At 70.3% G+C, this 17,158-nt stretch carries 14 protein-coding genes; 4 read left to right on the forward strand and 10 right to left on the reverse strand.

Annotated elements, in window-relative coordinates:
- Window positions 1–238 precede the first annotated feature (238 nt).
- Window positions 239–2,542: a glycoside hydrolase family 6 protein gene (locus OG587_RS47415; RefSeq protein ID WP_443075335.1), complete on the reverse strand. Its 2,304-nt coding sequence runs from the start codon at window positions 2,540–2,542 to the stop codon at window positions 239–241.
- Between the two features lie 360 nt (window positions 2,543–2,902).
- A complete protein-coding gene (gene ppgK / locus OG587_RS40410) occupies window positions 2,903–3,634 on the reverse strand; it encodes a polyphosphate--glucose phosphotransferase (RefSeq protein ID WP_329084123.1) in 732 nt (243 codons plus the stop codon).
- 130 nt (window positions 3,635–3,764) lie between these two features.
- On the opposite strand from ppgK, the gene OG587_RS40415 reads away from it, so the two are divergent.
- Window positions 3,765–4,265 (forward strand): hypothetical protein, encoded by a 501-nt coding sequence (locus tag OG587_RS40415; RefSeq protein ID WP_329084124.1) that lies wholly within the window; start codon window positions 3,765–3,767, stop codon window positions 4,263–4,265.
- Between the two features lie 59 nt (window positions 4,266–4,324).
- Here OG587_RS40415 and OG587_RS40420 read toward each other — a convergent pair whose 3' ends face one another.
- The 4 genes from OG587_RS40420 to OG587_RS40435 all read right to left on the reverse strand — a co-directional run bounded on the left by OG587_RS40420 (window position 4,325) and on the right by OG587_RS40435 (window position 9,084).
- Window positions 4,325–5,221 (reverse strand): hypothetical protein, encoded by an 897-nt coding sequence (locus OG587_RS40420; protein ID WP_329084125.1) that lies wholly within the window; start codon window positions 5,219–5,221, stop codon window positions 4,325–4,327.
- 97 nt (window positions 5,222–5,318) lie between these two features.
- Window positions 5,319–5,870, reverse strand: coding sequence for a hypothetical protein (locus OG587_RS40425; protein WP_329084126.1), 552 nt, complete (start codon window positions 5,868–5,870; stop codon window positions 5,319–5,321).
- Window positions 5,871–6,380: 510 nt separating this feature from the next.
- Window positions 6,381–7,361, reverse strand: coding sequence for a LacI family DNA-binding transcriptional regulator (locus OG587_RS40430; protein WP_329084127.1), 981 nt, complete (start codon window positions 7,359–7,361; stop codon window positions 6,381–6,383).
- An 85-nt stretch (window positions 7,362–7,446) separates the two neighbouring features.
- Window positions 7,447–9,084: an ABC-F family ATP-binding cassette domain-containing protein gene (locus tag OG587_RS40435; protein ID WP_329084128.1), complete on the reverse strand. Its 1,638-nt coding sequence runs from the start codon at window positions 9,082–9,084 to the stop codon at window positions 7,447–7,449.
- A 350-nt stretch (window positions 9,085–9,434) separates the two neighbouring features.
- On the opposite strand from OG587_RS40435, the gene OG587_RS40440 reads away from it, so the two are divergent.
- Entirely contained in the window at window positions 9,435–10,166 is a 732-nt protein-coding gene (locus OG587_RS40440; protein WP_329084129.1) for a hypothetical protein, read from the forward strand.
- Between the two features lie 276 nt (window positions 10,167–10,442).
- On the opposite strand, the gene OG587_RS40445 is transcribed toward OG587_RS40440, so the two are convergent.
- The 4 genes from OG587_RS40445 to OG587_RS40460 all read right to left on the reverse strand — a co-directional run bounded on the left by OG587_RS40445 (window position 10,443) and on the right by OG587_RS40460 (window position 15,409).
- Window positions 10,443–11,483: a family 2 encapsulin nanocompartment cargo protein polyprenyl transferase gene (locus OG587_RS40445; protein WP_329084130.1), complete on the reverse strand. Its 1,041-nt coding sequence runs from the start codon at window positions 11,481–11,483 to the stop codon at window positions 10,443–10,445.
- A gap of 57 nt (window positions 11,484–11,540) precedes the next feature.
- A complete protein-coding gene (locus tag OG587_RS40450) occupies window positions 11,541–12,926 on the reverse strand; it encodes a family 2B encapsulin nanocompartment shell protein (RefSeq protein WP_329084131.1) in 1,386 nt (461 codons plus the stop codon).
- Between the two features lie 510 nt (window positions 12,927–13,436).
- Window positions 13,437–14,636: a glycosyltransferase family 4 protein gene (locus OG587_RS40455; RefSeq protein WP_329084132.1), complete on the reverse strand. Its 1,200-nt coding sequence runs from the start codon at window positions 14,634–14,636 to the stop codon at window positions 13,437–13,439.
- Window positions 14,633–15,409 carry a sulfotransferase family protein gene (locus OG587_RS40460; RefSeq protein ID WP_329084133.1) on the reverse strand — a complete coding sequence of 259 codons (777 nt, stop codon included), beginning with the start codon at window positions 15,407–15,409 and terminating at the stop codon, window positions 14,633–14,635. Before OG587_RS40460 ends, OG587_RS40455 begins: the two co-directional genes overlap by 4 nt.
- Window positions 15,410–15,750: 341 nt before the next feature.
- On the opposite strand from OG587_RS40460, the gene OG587_RS40465 reads away from it, so the two are divergent.
- Both OG587_RS40465 and OG587_RS40470 read left to right on the forward strand, forming a co-directional pair.
- The gene (locus OG587_RS40465) at window positions 15,751–16,185 is read left to right on the forward strand and encodes a hypothetical protein (RefSeq protein ID WP_329084134.1); all 435 of its coding nucleotides are present in this window, start codon (window positions 15,751–15,753) and stop codon (window positions 16,183–16,185) included.
- A 77-nt stretch (window positions 16,186–16,262) separates the two neighbouring features.
- Entirely contained in the window at window positions 16,263–17,126 is an 864-nt protein-coding gene (locus OG587_RS40470; RefSeq protein ID WP_329084135.1) for an NAD(+)/NADH kinase, read from the forward strand.
- Window positions 17,127–17,158: the final 32 nt, after the last annotated feature.

Raw genomic sequence — 17,158 nt, forward strand, 5'->3', positions numbered from 1 at the left:
CCCAACCGCCCATGCTGCCCGAGTCGGCGTGCCGCCGCATCCCAATATCCGGCCGTACGGCGGCCCACTTTCGCCCCTCGCTCCCGGCTCTCGCTCCCGGTCCCCACGGCGGGGACGGGCGCACGGCGGGGAACCGGGAGGAGAAAGGAGCGGCCCCGCCCCCCGGGATCGGGGTGACGGGGCCGTCGCGTCGGGGCTCACCCGGGCCCCGCGGGAGCGGGACCTGAGGATCAGCGGGTTACGGGAGCGCCGGGTAGGCGTTCTGGAGCAGCTGGCGGAACTGGGCGGAGAACCACTGGCCGGAGATCGGCGCGTCCGCCAGGGCGCCACTCGCGTTGTTGCCGTTGCGCTCGTTGCCGGTGTAGGTCGGGTCGCACATCCGGTCGAAGCCCTTGCCCTCGTTGTTCGGGATCTCCCTGCTGGAGCCGTCGGACTCACCCGGGGGCTTGATCCACACGTAGGCGTCCAGACCCGTGGCGGGGCTGGCCTGCGGACGCTCGCCCAGTCCGGCACCGCTCTGGTTGCACCAGTTGCCGGCGTGGATCCTGCGGTCGACGCGCGACTGGTTGACGAAGGTGTTCAGCACGGTGGAGGTGCTGGGAGCGGCCGGGCGGGCCGAGCCTCCCCAGCCGTTGCGGGAGGTGTCGATCAGCATGCCGATGTTGGACCTGAAGCCCTTCTGGATCAGCGTGTTCCTGAAGGCCTGGGCGAAGGAGAGCTCGTCGACGTAGAAGTTCCAGTCGAGCCAGGTGGACTGGCGGACGGTCTGGCCGTTGACGGTGGTGTTGATGGTGAAGTGCGGCTCACGCAGCGCCGAGTAGTTGGCGGTGTTGGTGATGAAGCCGTCCACGCTGTCGAAGCCGGCGGTGGTGCCGGAGACGGTGCTCGCGAACAGGTCGGCGGACGGGCCGAAGTTGGTGTCCCAGCCGAGCCAGCCGTGGTGCGCGGCGTCGATGTAGGTGTAGACGTTCTGGATCGCGTGCAGCTTGTTCAGGGCGTAGCGGACGCCGTCGACGTAGGCGCCGCTGTCCTTGGCCTCCTGGCACTTCGCCACGTTGAGGTTGGTGACCAGGTTCGGCAGCGAGTCGATCTCGATGATCGTCGAGATCCGCAGGCCCGCGTACTTCGACTCGGCCATGATCGCGGCGATCGGGTCGATGTACTCGGTCTTGTAGCGGTTCAGACCGTTCTGAGCGATGAGCAGCTCACCGTTGGAGGCCAGCGCCGAGCAGTCGCGGTTGGGCAGGTTGTAGATGACGAACTGGATCGTCAGCGGCCTGCTGCCGTTGGCCGCGTCCTGCTCCAGGGCCTCGTCCAGGTGGGCGCGCAGGCCCATCGCCGAGGAGGATCCCGCGATCGCGGCGATGCGGTCCAGCCACACGCCGGTGGAGATGCTGGCGACCGCGCTGCCGCCCGGCTCGGCGGCGGCCTTGGCCGACCAGTCGGGGTTCACGTAGCCGTCGGCTCCGGCGTACGGGTTGTCGACGTGCCCGCCGACCGGCGGGGTGCCGTCGTCGTCGGCCTCGGTCACGGCGACGGAGGCGGCGGTGTGACCGGTGGCGGCGGCCGCGACGGTGGCGGTGCCGTTGGCCTGGTCGGCGTCCTGGGCCGCCGAGACCGTCACGTTCTGCGCCGTGTTCCAGTTGGCGGTGGTGAACGTCAGCGTGGAGGGCGCGATGGTGATGTCGGTGTCACCCGTCTTGGTCAGGTTGACCGTGACGTTGCCGCTCGGCGCCTGGCTGAGCCTGAAACCGGCCGTCCTGGAGGCACCCTCGGGGACGCTGAGGGAGGTCGGGGAGGCGACGATCGACGGCGTCGAGGTGCCGCCGCCCACGGTGAAGGGAACCGCGGCGGTCTCGGTGGAGAGCGCCGGTGAGGCGTTGTCGAAGGCCTTGGCCCTGGCGGTGTGGGAGCCCGACGCCAGGCCGGTGGCGGAGTAGGAGTAGGGGGCGCTGGTGTCGGTGTTGACCAGCGCGCCGTCGACGTAGAACTCCACCTTGCTGACGGAGCCGTCGTCGCTCGCGGTCGCCGCGAGCGGCACGGCGGCACCGGCCTGGTGGGAGGAGCCGGAGGCGGGGCTGGTCAGGCTGACCGTGGGGGGCTGGTTGCCCGGCTGCTGCCCGCCGCAGGTCACGCCGTTGACCGTGAAGGCGGTGGGCTTGGGGTTGCTCCCGGTCCACGATCCGTTGAAGCCGAGGCTGGTGGAGGCGCCGGTGGCGAGGGCGCCGTTCCAGGCGAGGTTCCTCGCGGTGACCTGGGTGCCCGACTGGGCCCAGGTGGCCGACCAGCCCTGCTGGAGGGTCTGCCCACCGGTGAAGGCGAAGCCCAGGGTCCAGCTTGTGAGCGCGTCACCGAGGTTCTTGAGGGTGACGCTGGCGGTGAATCCGCCCTGCCAGTCGTTGGTGGAGTAGGCGACGTCGCAGGCGACTGCGGCGTGCGCCGTGGCGGCTTGCCCGGTGGCGAGACCGGCGGCGGCCACAAACATGGCCGCCATGGTCGCCACCCGGTTGCGCCAGGCGTGGCGGCGCGGATTAGCTGTCATTCGTAATCATCTCCAGGACGATGGTGGGAGCGCTCCCATAGTCCGGATGTTTCACGGATGTGTACAGCTTGTTGCACGTCGGAGGCCTCCGAATGGGACCGTCCCAGCCCCCTGACCTCACCGAACAGATTTCCAGCGGAATGAAAGTTTCAGACTCCTCTCCGAAGTCACTCCCGGACGGTGCGTGGTAGCCGCCGGTGAGTGCCCCGGGAGCCTTCCGGCGGCACCGTTCGCGCCGGGCGTGGGACCGGCCTCCGGGCCACCCGTGGAAAGCGCGCCCCCGGGCAGGGGCGCCCCTCCTCGCTCGCGCCGGCCTCCCGGGCCGCCCGCGTGAAAGCGCGTACCCGGGCGGGGCCGCCGCTACTTCATGACCGCCATGGCGGCGCCCACGATGCCCGCCTCGTTCTGGAGACCGGCGGGGACGATCGGGGTGCGTAGCTTGATCAGGGGCAGAAACCTGTCGGCCTTCTTGCTCACCCCTCCGCCGATGATGAACAGCGACGGGGAGAAGAGCGCCTCGACGTGTTCCAGATACTCCTGCACCTTCTCCGCCCACTCGTCCCAGTCAAGGTTGTGCGCCTCGCGCGCGTGGTCGGAGGCGCGCTTCTCGGCCTCCTTGCCCCTGATCTCCAGGTGGCCGAGCTCGGTGTTGGGCACCAGGCGGCCGTCGACAAGCAGGGCACTGCCGATTCCGGTGCCGAAGGTCAGCAGCATCACCACACCCGTCCTGCCTTTGGCGGCGCCCGCCGCCACCTCGGCCAGGCCGGCCGCGTCGGCGTCGTTGAGCACGGTCGTCGGCAGCCCCGTCGCCCTGGAGAACAGCTTCCGCGCGTCCGTGCCGATCCAGTCCTTGTCCACGTTCGCGGCCGACCTGGCGACCCCGTCGACCACGATCCCGGGAAAGGTCACCCCCACCGGCCCGTCCCAGGCGAAGTGCTTGACGATCTCCGCCACCACCTCGGCCACCGCCTCGGGCTTGGCGGGATCCGGCGTGGGGATGCGCAGCCGTTCCCTCGTCAGCCGCCCCCTCGCGACGTCCACCGGCGCACCCTTGATCCCCGACCCACCGATGTCGATTCCCAGCGCTTCCATGTGCTTACCTCCTGTTGACTCCCCTTTCCCCCTGATAGGCGGCTGATACTCGTTTGCAGTGAGCGGTCAACCCGGTTGAAAGCGGCTCATCACACACTGTGGTCAACGCAGCCGGAAAGGAACCCCTCCCATGACGATCAGCCGCCTCCTCACAGGATTCGCCATCACCGCCGCCCTCGTCTCCATCGCCCCGGCGACCGCCCAGGCGGCGACTGGCCCGGTGACCGCCGGCACGACGGCGGCGCAGGGCACCGGCCCGTGGGGCACCTACTACGCCCCGGGCAGGAAGGCCAAGACGAACGGTTCGCTCACCGTCTCCGGTGAGGACCACGCGGTCATCCCCGCCGCCGAGACGGGCAGGATCTCCGGCAGGGTCTACGACCTGACCAGGGGCCCCTCCTGTGGCTGGGCGGTCTTCCGCCTCACCTACCGGACCCCCGACGGCAAGAACCTGCCGTTCAGGCACCGCAGCATCGTCGACTGCTCGTACGGCACCCCGAAGCCGTTCACGTTCACCCAGCACGATCTGTACCAGGTCGAGCTCAAGGTCTGCTCCGAGGCCAAGGCTTCCAAGCCCTCCCTGAACTGCCTGTACGCGGGCAGCTGGAAGGTCCTCTACGTCTCGAAGTGAGCGGCGGACGGGGTCTGCCCGCCCGGCACGGCCACCGGGACGCCGCCTCGACGGGAGCGTCAGCTCGTCGGGGTGGCGGCCCGGTGCCTGCGGCGCACCACGATGCCGAGGGCGGTGGCGGGCACGACCAGCCCGGCCACCAGCCCCACCAGGGGCAGGTAGTCCTCGTCGGGCTCGACGGAAGGGCCCTCGCCCTTGGCCGGGAAGGTGAGGGTGGCGGTGACCGCCCGTTTCACCATGCCGCTCATCAGGGCCAGCCTGCCCTTCCACGGGCCGTCGGGCATCCGCCGGTCCATGGTCACGGTCACCGGGGCGACGGCACCCGGAAGCAGTGTGACCCCCAGGTCGGCGGGGAAAGGCCCGGCCTGCAGGCCGCCGGGGCCGTCCGTCAGCGACAACGCCCCGTTCATGTCCAGGGTCCGCCCGCCGGTGTTACGGATCAGTGCCCGCAGTTGCAGGCTGCCGTCCGGGATGCGCACGGGTGTCAGGTTCTCGATGCGGAAGTCCGACGGCGGCTCCCCGCCCGGCCCGACATCGAGGTAGACGCGGATCCCGACCCGGTTGACGACACGCACGGGGTGGAAGTCGTCGGGTTCGGCGGCGACCTCCGCCCAGACGACGCCGAACCGCTCGCCGCGCGAGGCGACGGGCGGCACCTTGATCGTCACCTGGGCGGTCGACGTGCCGCCGGGCGGCACCTCGATCGAGTCGCGGTCGAGCGACATCCAGCTCACCAGTTCGTTCCGAGGGCGACCCTCCGGCGCGTTGAACCTGTTCCGGACGACGTCGGCGGCGGCCGGATACAGGCTGACGTGCTGGGGTTTCCTGGATGTGTTGGAGATCTCCATCTTTCGATGGATGGTGGTGCCGGGATTGAGATGGTCGACGATGTAGGAGAGCGCGCGGGGATCGCCGCGGTGACTGACCGGTGCTTCGAGAAGGCGAACGCCGATCATGCCCCGACGATCGTCGGCGACCGGACTCGCGCCGGCCGACGCGCCGGCCACGCCTGAACACAGCGCGGCCAGCAGCGTCAGCGGTCCGGCGATCCGGCTACGCCACCTGATGTGTCACCGTCCCGGTGTAGTCGCCGACCTGAGCCGTGATGGGGATGTTGACGATCAGCGTGGGGTTCCACGTCGCCGTGCTGCCTCCCGTGCCTCCCGTGTGGGCCATGGCCGGGATGGCGGTCAGCGTCGTACCGGTCAGGGGGACGGCGTCGCCCGCCGTGAGCTGGCCGGGGATGAAGACGGGACCGCCGCTGGTGGCGGTCGTCGGCCCCGACCAATATTCCACGGAGGCGAAGGGGATCGTCAGCGCGGCGGCGGTGAAGTCCGTCGCGAACACCGTCGCGGTCCAGGCCGAGTCGGCCCCACCGCGGGTGTCGGAGACCGACACGGGGCCGATCTGCCCGGTGAGCGTGCCACCGGGGGGAGCCGAGCCGAGATCGATCGGGCCGGCCGGCGCGACGATGTCCAGGCTTCCCGCTTCCACGGAGAACGTGACGACGGTGTCGGCGGTGGGGGCGGCGACCGCGGGTGCCGCCAGGATGAACATCAAAGCGCCTACGCCCGCCGAGGTGAGCACGACGAATCTCTTACGCAAGATCTCTTCCTTCCGAATGACGAAACATGTCTTCGGGGGGCGGCAAGTGATTGATCTTCCACACTTGTCGCGATAACTCTAAGAGATCCACAACTACCCAGAGTGACGAAAACGGCAAACGGGAGACCCGGAGATGTTCCGGTGACGACCAAAGCCCCAGAAAGGGGCGGAGGCGGCATGTGGCGCGATTCCGGCGAGTTCCCGGAAGACTCGGGCCCGTCACGGAAACCGGTTCGAGGCCGTCGCGAAGCCTCCCTGGGGGCGTCCCCTCAGGAAGCCAAGGACACACTGGCTTCTTATTTACGACATATATTGGCAACAGTCGAATGCAAAGCCGGAAGATAACGACGTCGCGATGTCAGATCATCCGTGAACGCGACCGGCGGCGTGGCGGCCGTCGCCTCGGGTCCAGCGCGCCCGGAGCGCCGGGACGACCGGCGAGGGGGCAGGGCGACACCGGCCACGCCACACCGGCGAAGGACACGCCTCCCGCCTCCCGGCCAGGGCTCCTCAGCGCTTGACCGGGCCCGTCGAGGCCCTGACCACCAGCTCGGGTTCGAAGAGCAGCTCGTCGGCCGGGACCAGGGCCTTGTCTATCTGGGCCGCGAGGAGGTCGACGACCGCACGGCCCATCGCATCGATCGGCTGGCGCAGCGTCGTCAGCGGCGGGTCGGTGCAGTTCATCAGCGCGGAGTCGTCGTAACCGATCACCGAGACGTCGTCGGGCACCGAGAGCCCCGCCCTGCGGGCCGCCCTGATCGCGCCCAGGGCCATCACGTCGCTGGCGCAGATGACGCCGGTCACGCCCCTGCGTATCAGCCGCGCGGCCGCCGCGTGCCCCCCTTCCAGGGAGAACATGGTGTGCTCCACGAACTCGGGGTCGAGATCCGCCGCGTCCAGTTTGCGCCGCGAGGGCACGTGGTCGGGGGGGCCGAGCACCATGCCGATCCGCTCGTGGCCCAGCGACCGCAGGTGGCCGAGCGCCATCTCGGCGGCGGCCACGTCGTCACACGAGACCTGCGGGAAGGCGAGGTGCGCGACCGCGGCGTTCACCAGCACGGTCGGCAGGCGCCGCTCCCGCAGCAGCTCGTAGTGCTCGTGGGAGGCGTCGGCCTGGGCGAACAGGCCTCCGGCGAAGACGACGCCGGACACCTGCTGCTGGAGCAACAGGTCGACGTACTCCGCCTCGGAGACGCCGCCCAGGGTCCGGGTGCACAGCACGGAGGTGAACCCCTGCTGGGCCAGCGCACCCCCGACCACCTCGGCGAAAGCGGGAAAGATGGGATTCTGCAGCTCGGGGAGGACGAGCCCGACCAGCCGCGCCCTGTCACCCCGCAGCTGGGTCGGCCGCTCGTAGCCGAGCACGTCGAGCGCCGTGAGGACAGCCTCACGGGTCGCCTCGGACACTCCGGGCTTCCCGTTGAGCACACGACTGACCGTCGCCTCGCTCATCCCGACCTTCTTGGCCACTTCTGCAAGCCGTCGTGTCATGATGAAACTATAAGGCAAGAGAAGTAATTACTTGCAGCGACTTGCGAAAGTTACGTCAACAGTCAGATCCGGGTGGCCGTCCCGTTCAACTTTCGGTGATCCGGCCGCCGTCGACATGGACCCGCCGGGTGGTGTGCACCGCGTCCAGCATCCGGCGATCGTGGGTGACCAGCAGCAGCGTACCGGGGTAGGAGTCGAGCGCGGACTCCAGCTGCTCGATCGCGGCCAGGTCCAGGTGGTTGGTCGGCTCGTCGAGCACAAGCAGGTTCACCCCGCGCGCCTGGAGCAGTGCCAGCGCGGCCCGGGTCCGCTCCCCCGGCGACAGGGTGGCGGCCGGGCGCGGCACGTGCGCGGCACGCAGCCCGAACTTGGCGAGCAGCGTGCGGACGTCGCCGGGAACCATGTCGGGCACGGCGGCGGCGAAGGCGTCCACCAGGGGCTCGTCGCCGAGGAACAGCTCGCGCGCCTGGTCCACCTCGCCGACGACCACGCCGGGACCGAGCGAGGCGTTGCCCTCCCGCAGCGGGAGCCGGCCCAGGAGCGCGGCCAGCAGGGTGGACTTCCCGGAGCCGTTGGCACCGGTGACCGCCACCCGCTCGGCCCAGCCGACCTGCAGGTTCACCGGGCCGAGGGTGAACGCGCCGCGCTGGACCACGGCGTCGCGCAGCGTCGCGACGACGGCTCCCGACCTCGGGGCCACCGCGATCTCCAAGCGGAGCTCCCACTCCTTGCGGGGCTCCTCGACCTCGTCCAGCCGCTCGATCAGCCGCTCGGTCTGACGGGCCTTGGCGGCCTGCTTCTCGGTCGCCTCGGTACGGAAGTTACGGCCGATCTTGTCGTTGTCGGACGCCTTGCGCCGCGCGTTCTTGACGCCCTTCTCCATCCAGGCGCGCTGCATCCCCGCGCGCTGCTTGAGGGAGGCGACGGTGCCGGCGTACTCCTCGTACTCGTCGCGGGCGTGCCTGCGGGCGACCTCGCGCTCGGCGAGGTAGGCCTCGTAGCCGCCGCCGTGCACCCTGACCAGCTGCTGGGCGAGGTCGAGCTCGACGACCCGGTTCACGGTCCTGGCCAGGAACTCGCGGTCGTGGCTGACCAGGACGGTCCCGGCGCGCAGACCGGTGACGAAGCGTTCGAGCCGCTCCAGCCCCTCCAGGTCGAGGTCGTTGGTGGGCTCGTCCAGCAGGAAGACGTCGTAGCGGCTGAGCAGCAGGGAGGCCATGCCCGCCCGCGCGGCCTGGCCTCCGGAGAGCGCCGTCATCGGCCGGTCGAGCTCCACCGCGAGGCCGAGCTCGGCGACGACCTCCCCGGCCCGGTCCTCCAGGTCGGCACCGCCCAGGGCGAGCCAGCGCTCCAGGCCGACGGCGTAGTCGTCGTCGGCACCCGGGGTGCCCTCCACCAGCCCCTGGGTCGCGGCGTCCAGCGCGCGCTGCGCGGCGGCCACCCCGGTACGGCGGGCCAGGAAGTCCGCGATCGTCTCCCCCGCGCGGCGCTCGCGCTCCTGAGGAAGGTGGCCGACCGACGCCGAGGGCGGGCTGAGCCGCACGGAGCCGTGCTCGGGAGGGAGCAGCCCCGCGAGGATCCGCATCAGGGTGGACTTGCCCGCGCCGTTCACCCCGACCAGGCCGACGACGTCGCCGGGGGCGACCACCAGGTCGAGCCCGGTGAAAAGCGCTCGGTCGCCGTGTCCGGCGGCCAGATCCTTGACGACGATGGTGGCACTCATACACGAACGCTATCCGCCCGCGGACACCACGGCGTCACGTGCCACATGTCCGTTAGGTCCGATTAACGACTCCAGCCCGCCGCGAACCGGGGACGCCGCCACACACCCCCCACCCCCAAATCTCTATTCCCGACAAATCAGACATATCGTATTTATCGGAGAAAAATTTCCAGGACTCGATGATTGGCGGCTGACCTGGCCGTTCCCGCTGGAAAACGTTACCTTACGGAAACTTAAACCCGCTTTTTTGGGGACTTCAGGCAACATCAGTCGCTTCTGTGTCGTCTTATGGAGTGGGAACGGTCAACCCTGGCCGTCTCCGAGAACGGGGAGAAGAGGAAAGCGTCTTGATGAAACGAATCGCCATCGGTCTGCTGTCAGCGGCGGTGAGCAGCTCGCTGCTCCTGTCCGCGGGAACGGCCTCCGCGGAGCGAGTCGCTCTCAGTGTGCGCATCGACAACGTCAGCCCGAACCCGGTCGTTGTGCAGGGAGACGACGACACGAGGGTCACCATCGAGGTCCGCACCACCGAGGCCACCCGCGTCGAACTTCGCCTCAGGCCGGTCTCCGACCAGGCCCGCACCCAGGCCGCCCAGGAGCCCAGGCTCCTGCACCAGGGTGACCTGTGGCGCTTCACGACCAGCTTCGACGAGAACGACTTCGAGGGTCGCTGGGTCGCGATCGCCGACGCGTACGACAAGGACGGCAAGAAGGTGACCGACGAGGTCAACTTCTCCGTCGCTCACGAGAAGGCCGAGAAGGCCGAGACCCGCGTCTACCGGTTCTCCGCGAGCCCCGAGAGGGTCCGCAAGGGGCGCTGGGTCTACTTCACCGGTCGTCTCCAGGTCGACGACGACCGCTGGAAGGGCGTGCGGGGCGAGGAAGTGGAGATCTACTTCCGCAAGCGCGGCTCCAACACCTGGAAGTTCGTGACCTCCCCCGACACCGGCTGGAACGGCACCTTCCGCGCCAAGGCCCGCGCGTACAGCAGCGGTGAGTACCGTGCGGTCTTCGACGGCACCGACGAGCTCGCCGAGAGCCGCAGCCGGTCCGACGGGGTGCGCGTGTACACCCGCCGGTAGTCCCGCCTGAGGCCGCAGCGCGGCCGGACGGTGCCGGACGGCAACCGACGCGGAGGCCCGGGGTGACCCGGGCCTCCGTCGTTTCCGGCGTGCCCCGCTTGATCCCCCGGCTTTCGGGCAGCGAAGGGGTGCGACGACCGGAGGGAAACCGCGCCGATGACGACGGGTGATTCCCACATCAGGGAGGCGAGCACGACGGGCGGCACGAGCGCCCTCGTCTGAACGCCCCGCCGGGGGACGAGCACCGCGGGCGGCGACGGCGTACGGCGGCGACGGTCAGTGGTCGCGGCGGGTGACGAGCCGGGCGAGTGCGGCCAGCTCGGCGGCGGGCCGGGGCGGCGCGCCCGCGGCCCCCAGGTGGCGCAGGGCCCGCGCGAGCAGCTCGTCGGCCTCCACCTGGGTCCAGTCCCGCCCGCCCGCGGCCTCGACGAGCTTGGCCGCGTGGATCAGCTCGGTGTCGGAGAGCGACTGTTCGCGGTGGTAGAGCCCGGCCAGCTCCCGTCCGGCCGGGGTACCCGAGGTCAGGGCGGCGACGACCGGGATGGACTTCTTACGGCTGCGCAGATCCGAGTGGACCGGCTTGCCGGTCGCCGCGGGATCCCCCCAGATGCCGAGCAGGTCGTCGACGAGCTGGAACGCCAGCCCCAGGTCCCTGCCGAAGGCGACGAGGTGCTCGACCTGCTCGGGGTCGCCACCGCCGAACAGGGCGCCGAGCCCGCAGGCGCACCCCAGCAGGGCCCCGGTTTTCCCGACCGCCATGCTCAGGCACTCGGCCGGCCCGACGTCCCGGCGTTCCTCGAAGGCGACGTCCGCGCTCTGGCCGTCCAGCAGCTCCTGGACCGCGGTGCTGAAAATCCGGGTCGCCTCGGCGGTGACCGGGTGCCCTCCGGTCGCGAGCACGTCGAAGGCGAGCGTCAGCAGCGCGTCGCCGGCCAGGATGGCCGGGCTGACGCCGAAGACGGTCCAGGCCGTGGGGCGGTGGCGGCGGGTCCGGTCACCGTCCATCACGTCGTCGTGCAGGAGGGAGAAGTCGTGCACCAGCTCGACGGCCGCCGCCGGCCGGAGCGCCGCGACGGCGGGGCCCCCGACGGCCTCGGCCGACAGCAGGGCCAGCGCGGGACGGATCGCCTTGCCCCCGCCGGTCGCGGACGGCCTGCCCTTCTCGTCCCACCAGCCGAAGTGGTATCCGGCGATGCGCCTCATCGAGGCGGGCAGCGTGTCGGCCGCCGGGCGCAGGGTCGCCTCGACCATGTCCCGGCTCCAGGCCAGCACCTCACCCGCGGACCGCCCGCCCGTCGACGTCTCGATGGTCGTCATGCTTGCTCTCCCTCGCTCAGCGGCCGGTCCGAAGGTGGTGGATCGCTCGCCCCGTTCTCAGTGGCCGATCTCGACGTCTTCCAGGATGCCGAGCGCGTCGGGCACCAGGACGGCCGCGGAGTAGTAGGCGCTGACCAGGTAGGAGATGATCGCCTTCTCGCTGATGCCCATGAAGCGGACCGAGAGGCTGGGCTGGTATTCGTCGGGGATGCCGGTCTGGTGCAGGCCGATGACCCCCTGGTTGTCCTCGCCGACGCGCAGGGCCAGGATCGAGGTGGTCCGGGTGTCGGTGATGGGGATCTTGCTGCAGGAGAAGATGGGGACGCCGCGCCAGGCGGGCACCCCGCTACCGCCGACGTCGACGCCTTGCGGGTAGAGCCCGCGCGCGTTGCACTCGCGGCCGAAGGCGGCGATGGCGTGCGGGTGCGCGAGGAAGAAACTCGTGCTCCTGCGGCGGCTGAGCAGCTCGTCGAGGTCGTCGGGGGTGGGCGGGCCGGTGCGGGTGTGGATCCGCTGCTTGAGGTCGGCGTTGTGCAGCAGCCCGAACTCGCGGTTGTTGACCAGCTCGTGCTCCTGCCGCTCGCGCAGCACCTCGATCGTCAGCCGGAGCTGCTGCTCGATCTGGTCCATCGGGTCGTTGTAGAGGTCGGCCACCCGGCTGTGCACCCGCAGGACCGTCTGCGCGACGCTCAGCTGGTATTCGCGCGGGGTGAGCTCGTAGTCGACGAACGTGCCCGGCAGGTCGGCCTCTCCCGCGTGCCCGGCGGCCACCTCGACGGCGGCCTCGCCGTACTTGTTCTGCGGTCCGCGGGAGGCCGTCTCGCGCTGCCGCAGATGGGCCTGGAGCGCCTCCGCCTGCCCGGCCAGCTCCAGGAAGGCCTGCCGGGGCAGGACCATCGCCGTGCCGCTGGTGACCGCCCTGGCGGTGAACGGCCACTCGACCCCCTCGCCGACCAGGGCGTCGTCGCCGAAGTGGTCGCCCGCGGCCAGCACGGTCAGCACGATCTCGTCGCCGTACGGGCCGGTGCCGACCTTGTTGACCTTGCCGTGTGCGATGAGCACGACCTCGTCGGCCGGCCGCCCCGCCTCCGCGAGCACGTCACCGGCGCTGAAATCCCGCTGGACGAACCGGCCCACCAGCGCGTCGAGGACGTCGGAGTCGTCGAACCCGCGCAGCAGGGGCAGCTCGCACAGCTCGGCCGGGATGACCGCCACCTGCGCCCCGGAGTTGGTGAAGCTCACCCGCCCGTCGCCGATCGTGTAGGTCAGCCGCCGGTTGACGCGGTAGGTGCCGCCCGAGACCTGCGTCCAGGGGAGCATCCGCAGCAGCCACCGTGAGGTGATCTCCTGCATCTGGGGAGTCGACTTGGTCGTCGTCGCCAGGTTACGCGCGGCGTCCGTACTCAAACTCAGCTGCGACCGGCCAGCCTCGAACTCCGTCACAACACACCACCGATCCGTACTCGTACTGACAGGGGAGAAAAGACATGAAACAACCAGGGGGGAAACGCCAATTACCCGCGACAGAAACGGCAGAATCGTTGACCCCCCGATGCGCGGAGCCGGATACGGCCCGCCACCGTGGACGGCTCAATTTTGGGTCGCCCTTAAATATCCTGTCAAGCATTGGATACGACCTGGCCAATAATTACCAGAGCCGCCATCGCCAAATGCCCGAAAAAGATTGAATGTCTTATTCATATCAGTGACCCATACATATGACAGGCTTTGTGAGCTGGGGATATCCGTCATTCCAGACATCGCATCGCGTATCCCCAGCGGACGACATCGCGACGCGGGAAACCCCGTCGCACGGCACGGAGAATCCACGGCCGCCTCGGGCGTGCCCCGGCTCCGCGTGAAGACACGACGGGACAACTCCACGCGAAGGCGCGACGGGGCCACAGCGAAAGCGATATTTCCCGTAAAAAACGGAAAGTCCGACAGAACCGGTCAGCGTGCCCGTTCCGGCGCGCGGCCCAGGAGCTCGGCGAACAGGTTCTCCCAGAGCGGCATGATCACGTCGGGCGTGTAGTCGCGCGCGGTGACGGCCGCGGCGGCCCCCATCCGCTCCCGCAGCCCCCGGTCCTCGATGAGCCGGATCATCGCCGCCGCCAGGGCGCCGACGTCCCGGGGAGGGACGAGCAGCCCGTCGACCTCGGGGGTGAGCACGTCGGCCGGGCCGGTCGGGCAGTCGAAGGCGACGACGGGCAGCGCCTGGGTCATCGCCTCGATCATCACCATCGGCAGCCCCTCGAACCGCGAGCTGAGCACGTAGAAGGAGGCCTTGGCCAGCTCCTCGTCGAGGCGGTCGGTCCGTCCCATCAGGGTGACGTTGTCGCGCAGCCCGTGCTCCTTCAGGAGCCCGCGCAGCGCGTCCTTCTTCGGGCCGGTGCCGTAGATGCGCAGCCGCCAGTCGGGGTGGTGGTCGACGACCTGCCGGAACGCGGGGATCAGCAGGTCGAAGCCCTTCTGCCCGACGAGCCGCCCGGCCGCGACCACGAGCCTGTCCTCCTGCCAGGCGAGCGGCTGCCGCACGGGGCCGACCGCGTTGGGGATGCGTACGACGGGTGTATCGGGCAGGAGCGCCTGGTACTCCCTCCTGTCGGTCCCGGTGAGCACGGCCACCGCGTCCAGGCCGCCGTAGTGGCGGGCGATCGCCGACCGGACCGCCTCGGGGTGGGTGGCCAGGTTCATGTGTTCCTGGGCGACCCTGACGACGCTCGCGGGAGTGCGCCGGGCGGAGATGAGGTTCAGCGCGGGACGGGTGGTGACCAGGATGCCGTCCTGGAGCGCGGAGACGTAGTCGATGACGGCCCGCTCCACGCGCTCGGTGAAGTAGGAGGCCGCGAACTCCCCCGCGGGCACGATCTTGCCGCGGATCCGCCGCCAGGCCCTGCGCCCCACCGAGTCGGCCGGCCTGCCGTCGCGCTGGTCCGACAGCGCCAGGAGGCGGACGCGCGCGTCGATCGGGAACTGGGGTCTCTCCCTCCGGCGCACCACGCTGACGATCTCGACCTCGTGCCCGGCGGCGGCCATCGCGTTCGCCTGGTTGATCACCGTGCGGATCGTGCCGCCCATGCCGTACGCGTGCAGCAGCATGTAGCGGATCTTCATCGCACCGGGAGCCCCGGGCGCTCCGGGCGCCGTCACGCGGGCTCCGCGGCGTGCGGCAGGTATCCCCAGCGCTCGCACATCGGCCTGAGCGACTCGGGGATCTCCCTCTCCCCCGGCAGGTCGCGCGCGGGCTGCACACTCCCCGAGCGGATCTTGTCCTTCCAGTCGCCGAGCCCCTTCTCCAGCACGGCCTGCTCCCCGTACGCCAGCATCTCCGGCTCCCAGGGGATGCCGAGGAAGTCGCAGAGGCGGCGCGCCTCGGCCTCGGGATCGGCGGTCAGGTCCTCGTAGCGCACGGTGCACCCGCTGAGCGCCCCCCGCGCCCGCTGCACGGCCTTCATGTAGCGCAGGGCGTCGAGCGCCGCCTCCTCGGGCGTCCTCTTGCCCACGCCCGCCTCATACCACGAGCTCGCGACGGACGCCGGGTGGCGCAGCAGGAAGACGAACCGGGCGTCCGGCCAGCACGCGGCGATGCGCCGGTACGCGAAGGCGTTGGCCGGAGTCTTGTCCACGACGAACGTCTTGCCGCTCCTGACCAGCTCGCGGTGGAGCACCCGGTCCCACAGCAGGTGTTCCAGGTCGGCCCGGTCGTGCCCGAGGGCTCCCATCGCCTTCTCCGCCAGCGAGGTGCCGAAGTCCACCCGGAGCCTCCGCACGTGCAGCTCGTGCGGGGCGTGCAGCATGGAGTGGGCGTTGAGCAGTGCCCTCAGGAGCGTGGAGCCGGACCTCACCGGCGAGAGGATGAAGATCGGGGCGACCAGCAGCCGGTCGACCTTCGGGTCCGCGGGCGGCCTGAACGACTCCTCCACGGCCTCGGGTGTCCTCGCGGTCGCCGGTGGACCAACTTTCCCTACTCGGTTAAGCTGGAATCCGGTAAGCCTGACAAGGGCGTCGTTTGCCTTGCGCTGCCAGTCCATGCCCAGGGAGGGTAGTCACCTTTCCTGGCATTTAACTGTGTGTTCACTTAAGAACACCTCTCCGTCCACGGCCGCGCCCCCTCCCCTCGGCGGTAAGAGCGGGGCAGAGCCGGTGATTCACCCCCTCCGCGCGGGGTAGGACACGTTCCCACAGCTCAGACGGCATGCGACCGGCAGCGATCAGGCTCCGGCGCGCCGCTCCGAGCCCGCCGCGCCCTTGAGGAGGGGATCGAGTGACCCGCGACGTACGGCCGGAGACGGCCTCCTCCCAGACCTCGCCCGGCACCTCGCCCCGAGCCCCGTCCCACGACGTCGACGACGCCACCGCCGAGGCCCTGGGCAAGCTCTCCGAGGCGTTGGAGACGACCGAGAGGGCTCGCGGGCACCTTTACTCCTTCCACCAGCTGACCGGCCACGCCGACCTGCAACTCGACGAGGCCGTGGGACTGCTGCGCGCCGCGGGCCACCCGGAGATGGCCGACCTGGTGACCCGTGAGCTGATCGGCCTCGACGTCATCCCCGGCCGGTGGACCTTCCAGATCGTGGAGGAGTACGAGGACGGCTATCACAGCGCCTTCACCGGCGTGGAGAGACAGGTCAGGGAGCGACTGGCGGGCGGGCGCCGCCACCTCCACGAGGCACGGATGAAGGAACGGCGCCAGGGCTGATCATCCGCCCTTCGCCCCCGCCACGCCCGGAATTCCGGCGTACGGACCCCGGTGACGCGCCCCGTACAGTGTGGGGCATGGGGATGGTCAAGACCGTGGGGCTGGTTCTGCACCCGCAGCGCGATTCGAAGGTGGCCATCGACACGATCGTGGAGTGGGCCCGCGCCCGCGACGTCACGGTGCTGGGACTGCCCGACGAGGTCGGGCGCATCGACTGCAGCGCGGTGTCGGTCGACAGCGCCACCCTGGTCGACCGCGCCGACCTGCTCGTCAGTCTCGGCGGAGACGGCACGATGCTGCGCACCATGCGGCTCATCTCGGGGCGGCGGACCCCGGTCCTCGGCGTCAACCTCGGCAAGCTGGGGTTCCTCGCGGAGATCGACGTCGACGAGCTGCCCCCCGCGCTGTCGGCCATCGACAACCACGACTACACGGTCGAGCCGCGCATGGCGGTGCGGGCGACCCTGCCCGACGGCACGGCGGTGACCGCTTTCAACGACATCGCCCTGGTGCGGATACCGGGTGACGGGCTGTCGGCGGTGTCGATCACCGTGGAAGGCCACCCCTTCGTGCGCTACGCGGCCGACGCGGTGATCGTGGCGACCCCCACCGGGTCGACCGCCTACAGCTTCTCCGCGGGCGGTCCCATCGTCTCGCCGACGGTCGAGGGATTCCTCGTGGTCCCCGCCGCGGCGCACTCGTCGTTCAACCGGGCCATCGTGCTGTCGGCCGACGAGCGGGTCGTGCTCGACCTGCTGCCGACGAGCGGGCGGCTGGCCGTGGAGGTGGACGGCGCGGTCGCCGCGCACCTGAGTCGCGGGGACGGGCTCAGCGTCACCGCGATACGCGCCGCCGCCTGGGTGGTCCGGCTCGGCCCGAAGAGCTTCTACGACCGCGCCCGCCGCAAGCTCCGCGTCAACGGCAGCGCCGAGGTCGACTAGCTGACCTGAGAGGTCGGGTACGCGGCCGCTCG

This window comes from Streptosporangium sp. NBC_01469 (genome assembly GCF_036227305.1).
Classification (GTDB): domain Bacteria; phylum Actinomycetota; class Actinomycetes; order Streptosporangiales; family Streptosporangiaceae; genus Streptosporangium.

Excerpts from the sequence above, each read along its gene's own strand:
- OG587_RS40440 (WP_329084129.1), top strand. The coding sequence starts at position 9,435 with ATGAAACGAATCGCCATCGGTCTGCTGTCAGCGGCGGTGAGCAGCTCG.
- OG587_RS40470 (WP_329084135.1), top strand. The coding sequence starts at position 16,263 with ATGGGGATGGTCAAGACCGTGGGGCTGGTTCTGCACCCGCAGCGCGAT.
- OG587_RS40430 (WP_329084127.1), bottom strand. The coding sequence starts at position 7,361 with ATGACACGACGGCTTGCAGAAGTGGCCAAGAAGGTCGGGATGAGCGAG.
- OG587_RS40445 (WP_329084130.1), bottom strand. The coding sequence starts at position 11,483 with ATGACGACCATCGAGACGTCGACGGGCGGGCGGTCCGCGGGTGAGGTG.
- OG587_RS40435 (WP_329084128.1), bottom strand. The coding sequence starts at position 9,084 with ATGAGTGCCACCATCGTCGTCAAGGATCTGGCCGCCGGACACGGCGAC.
- OG587_RS40420 (WP_329084125.1), bottom strand. The coding sequence starts at position 5,221 with ATGATCGGCGTTCGCCTTCTCGAAGCACCGGTCAGTCACCGCGGCGAT.
- OG587_RS47415 (WP_443075335.1), bottom strand. The coding sequence starts at position 2,542 with ATGACAGCTAATCCGCGCCGCCACGCCTGGCGCAACCGGGTGGCGACC.
- ppgK (WP_329084123.1), bottom strand. The coding sequence starts at position 3,634 with ATGGAAGCGCTGGGAATCGACATCGGTGGGTCGGGGATCAAGGGTGCG.
- OG587_RS40415 (WP_329084124.1), top strand. The coding sequence starts at position 3,765 with ATGACGATCAGCCGCCTCCTCACAGGATTCGCCATCACCGCCGCCCTC.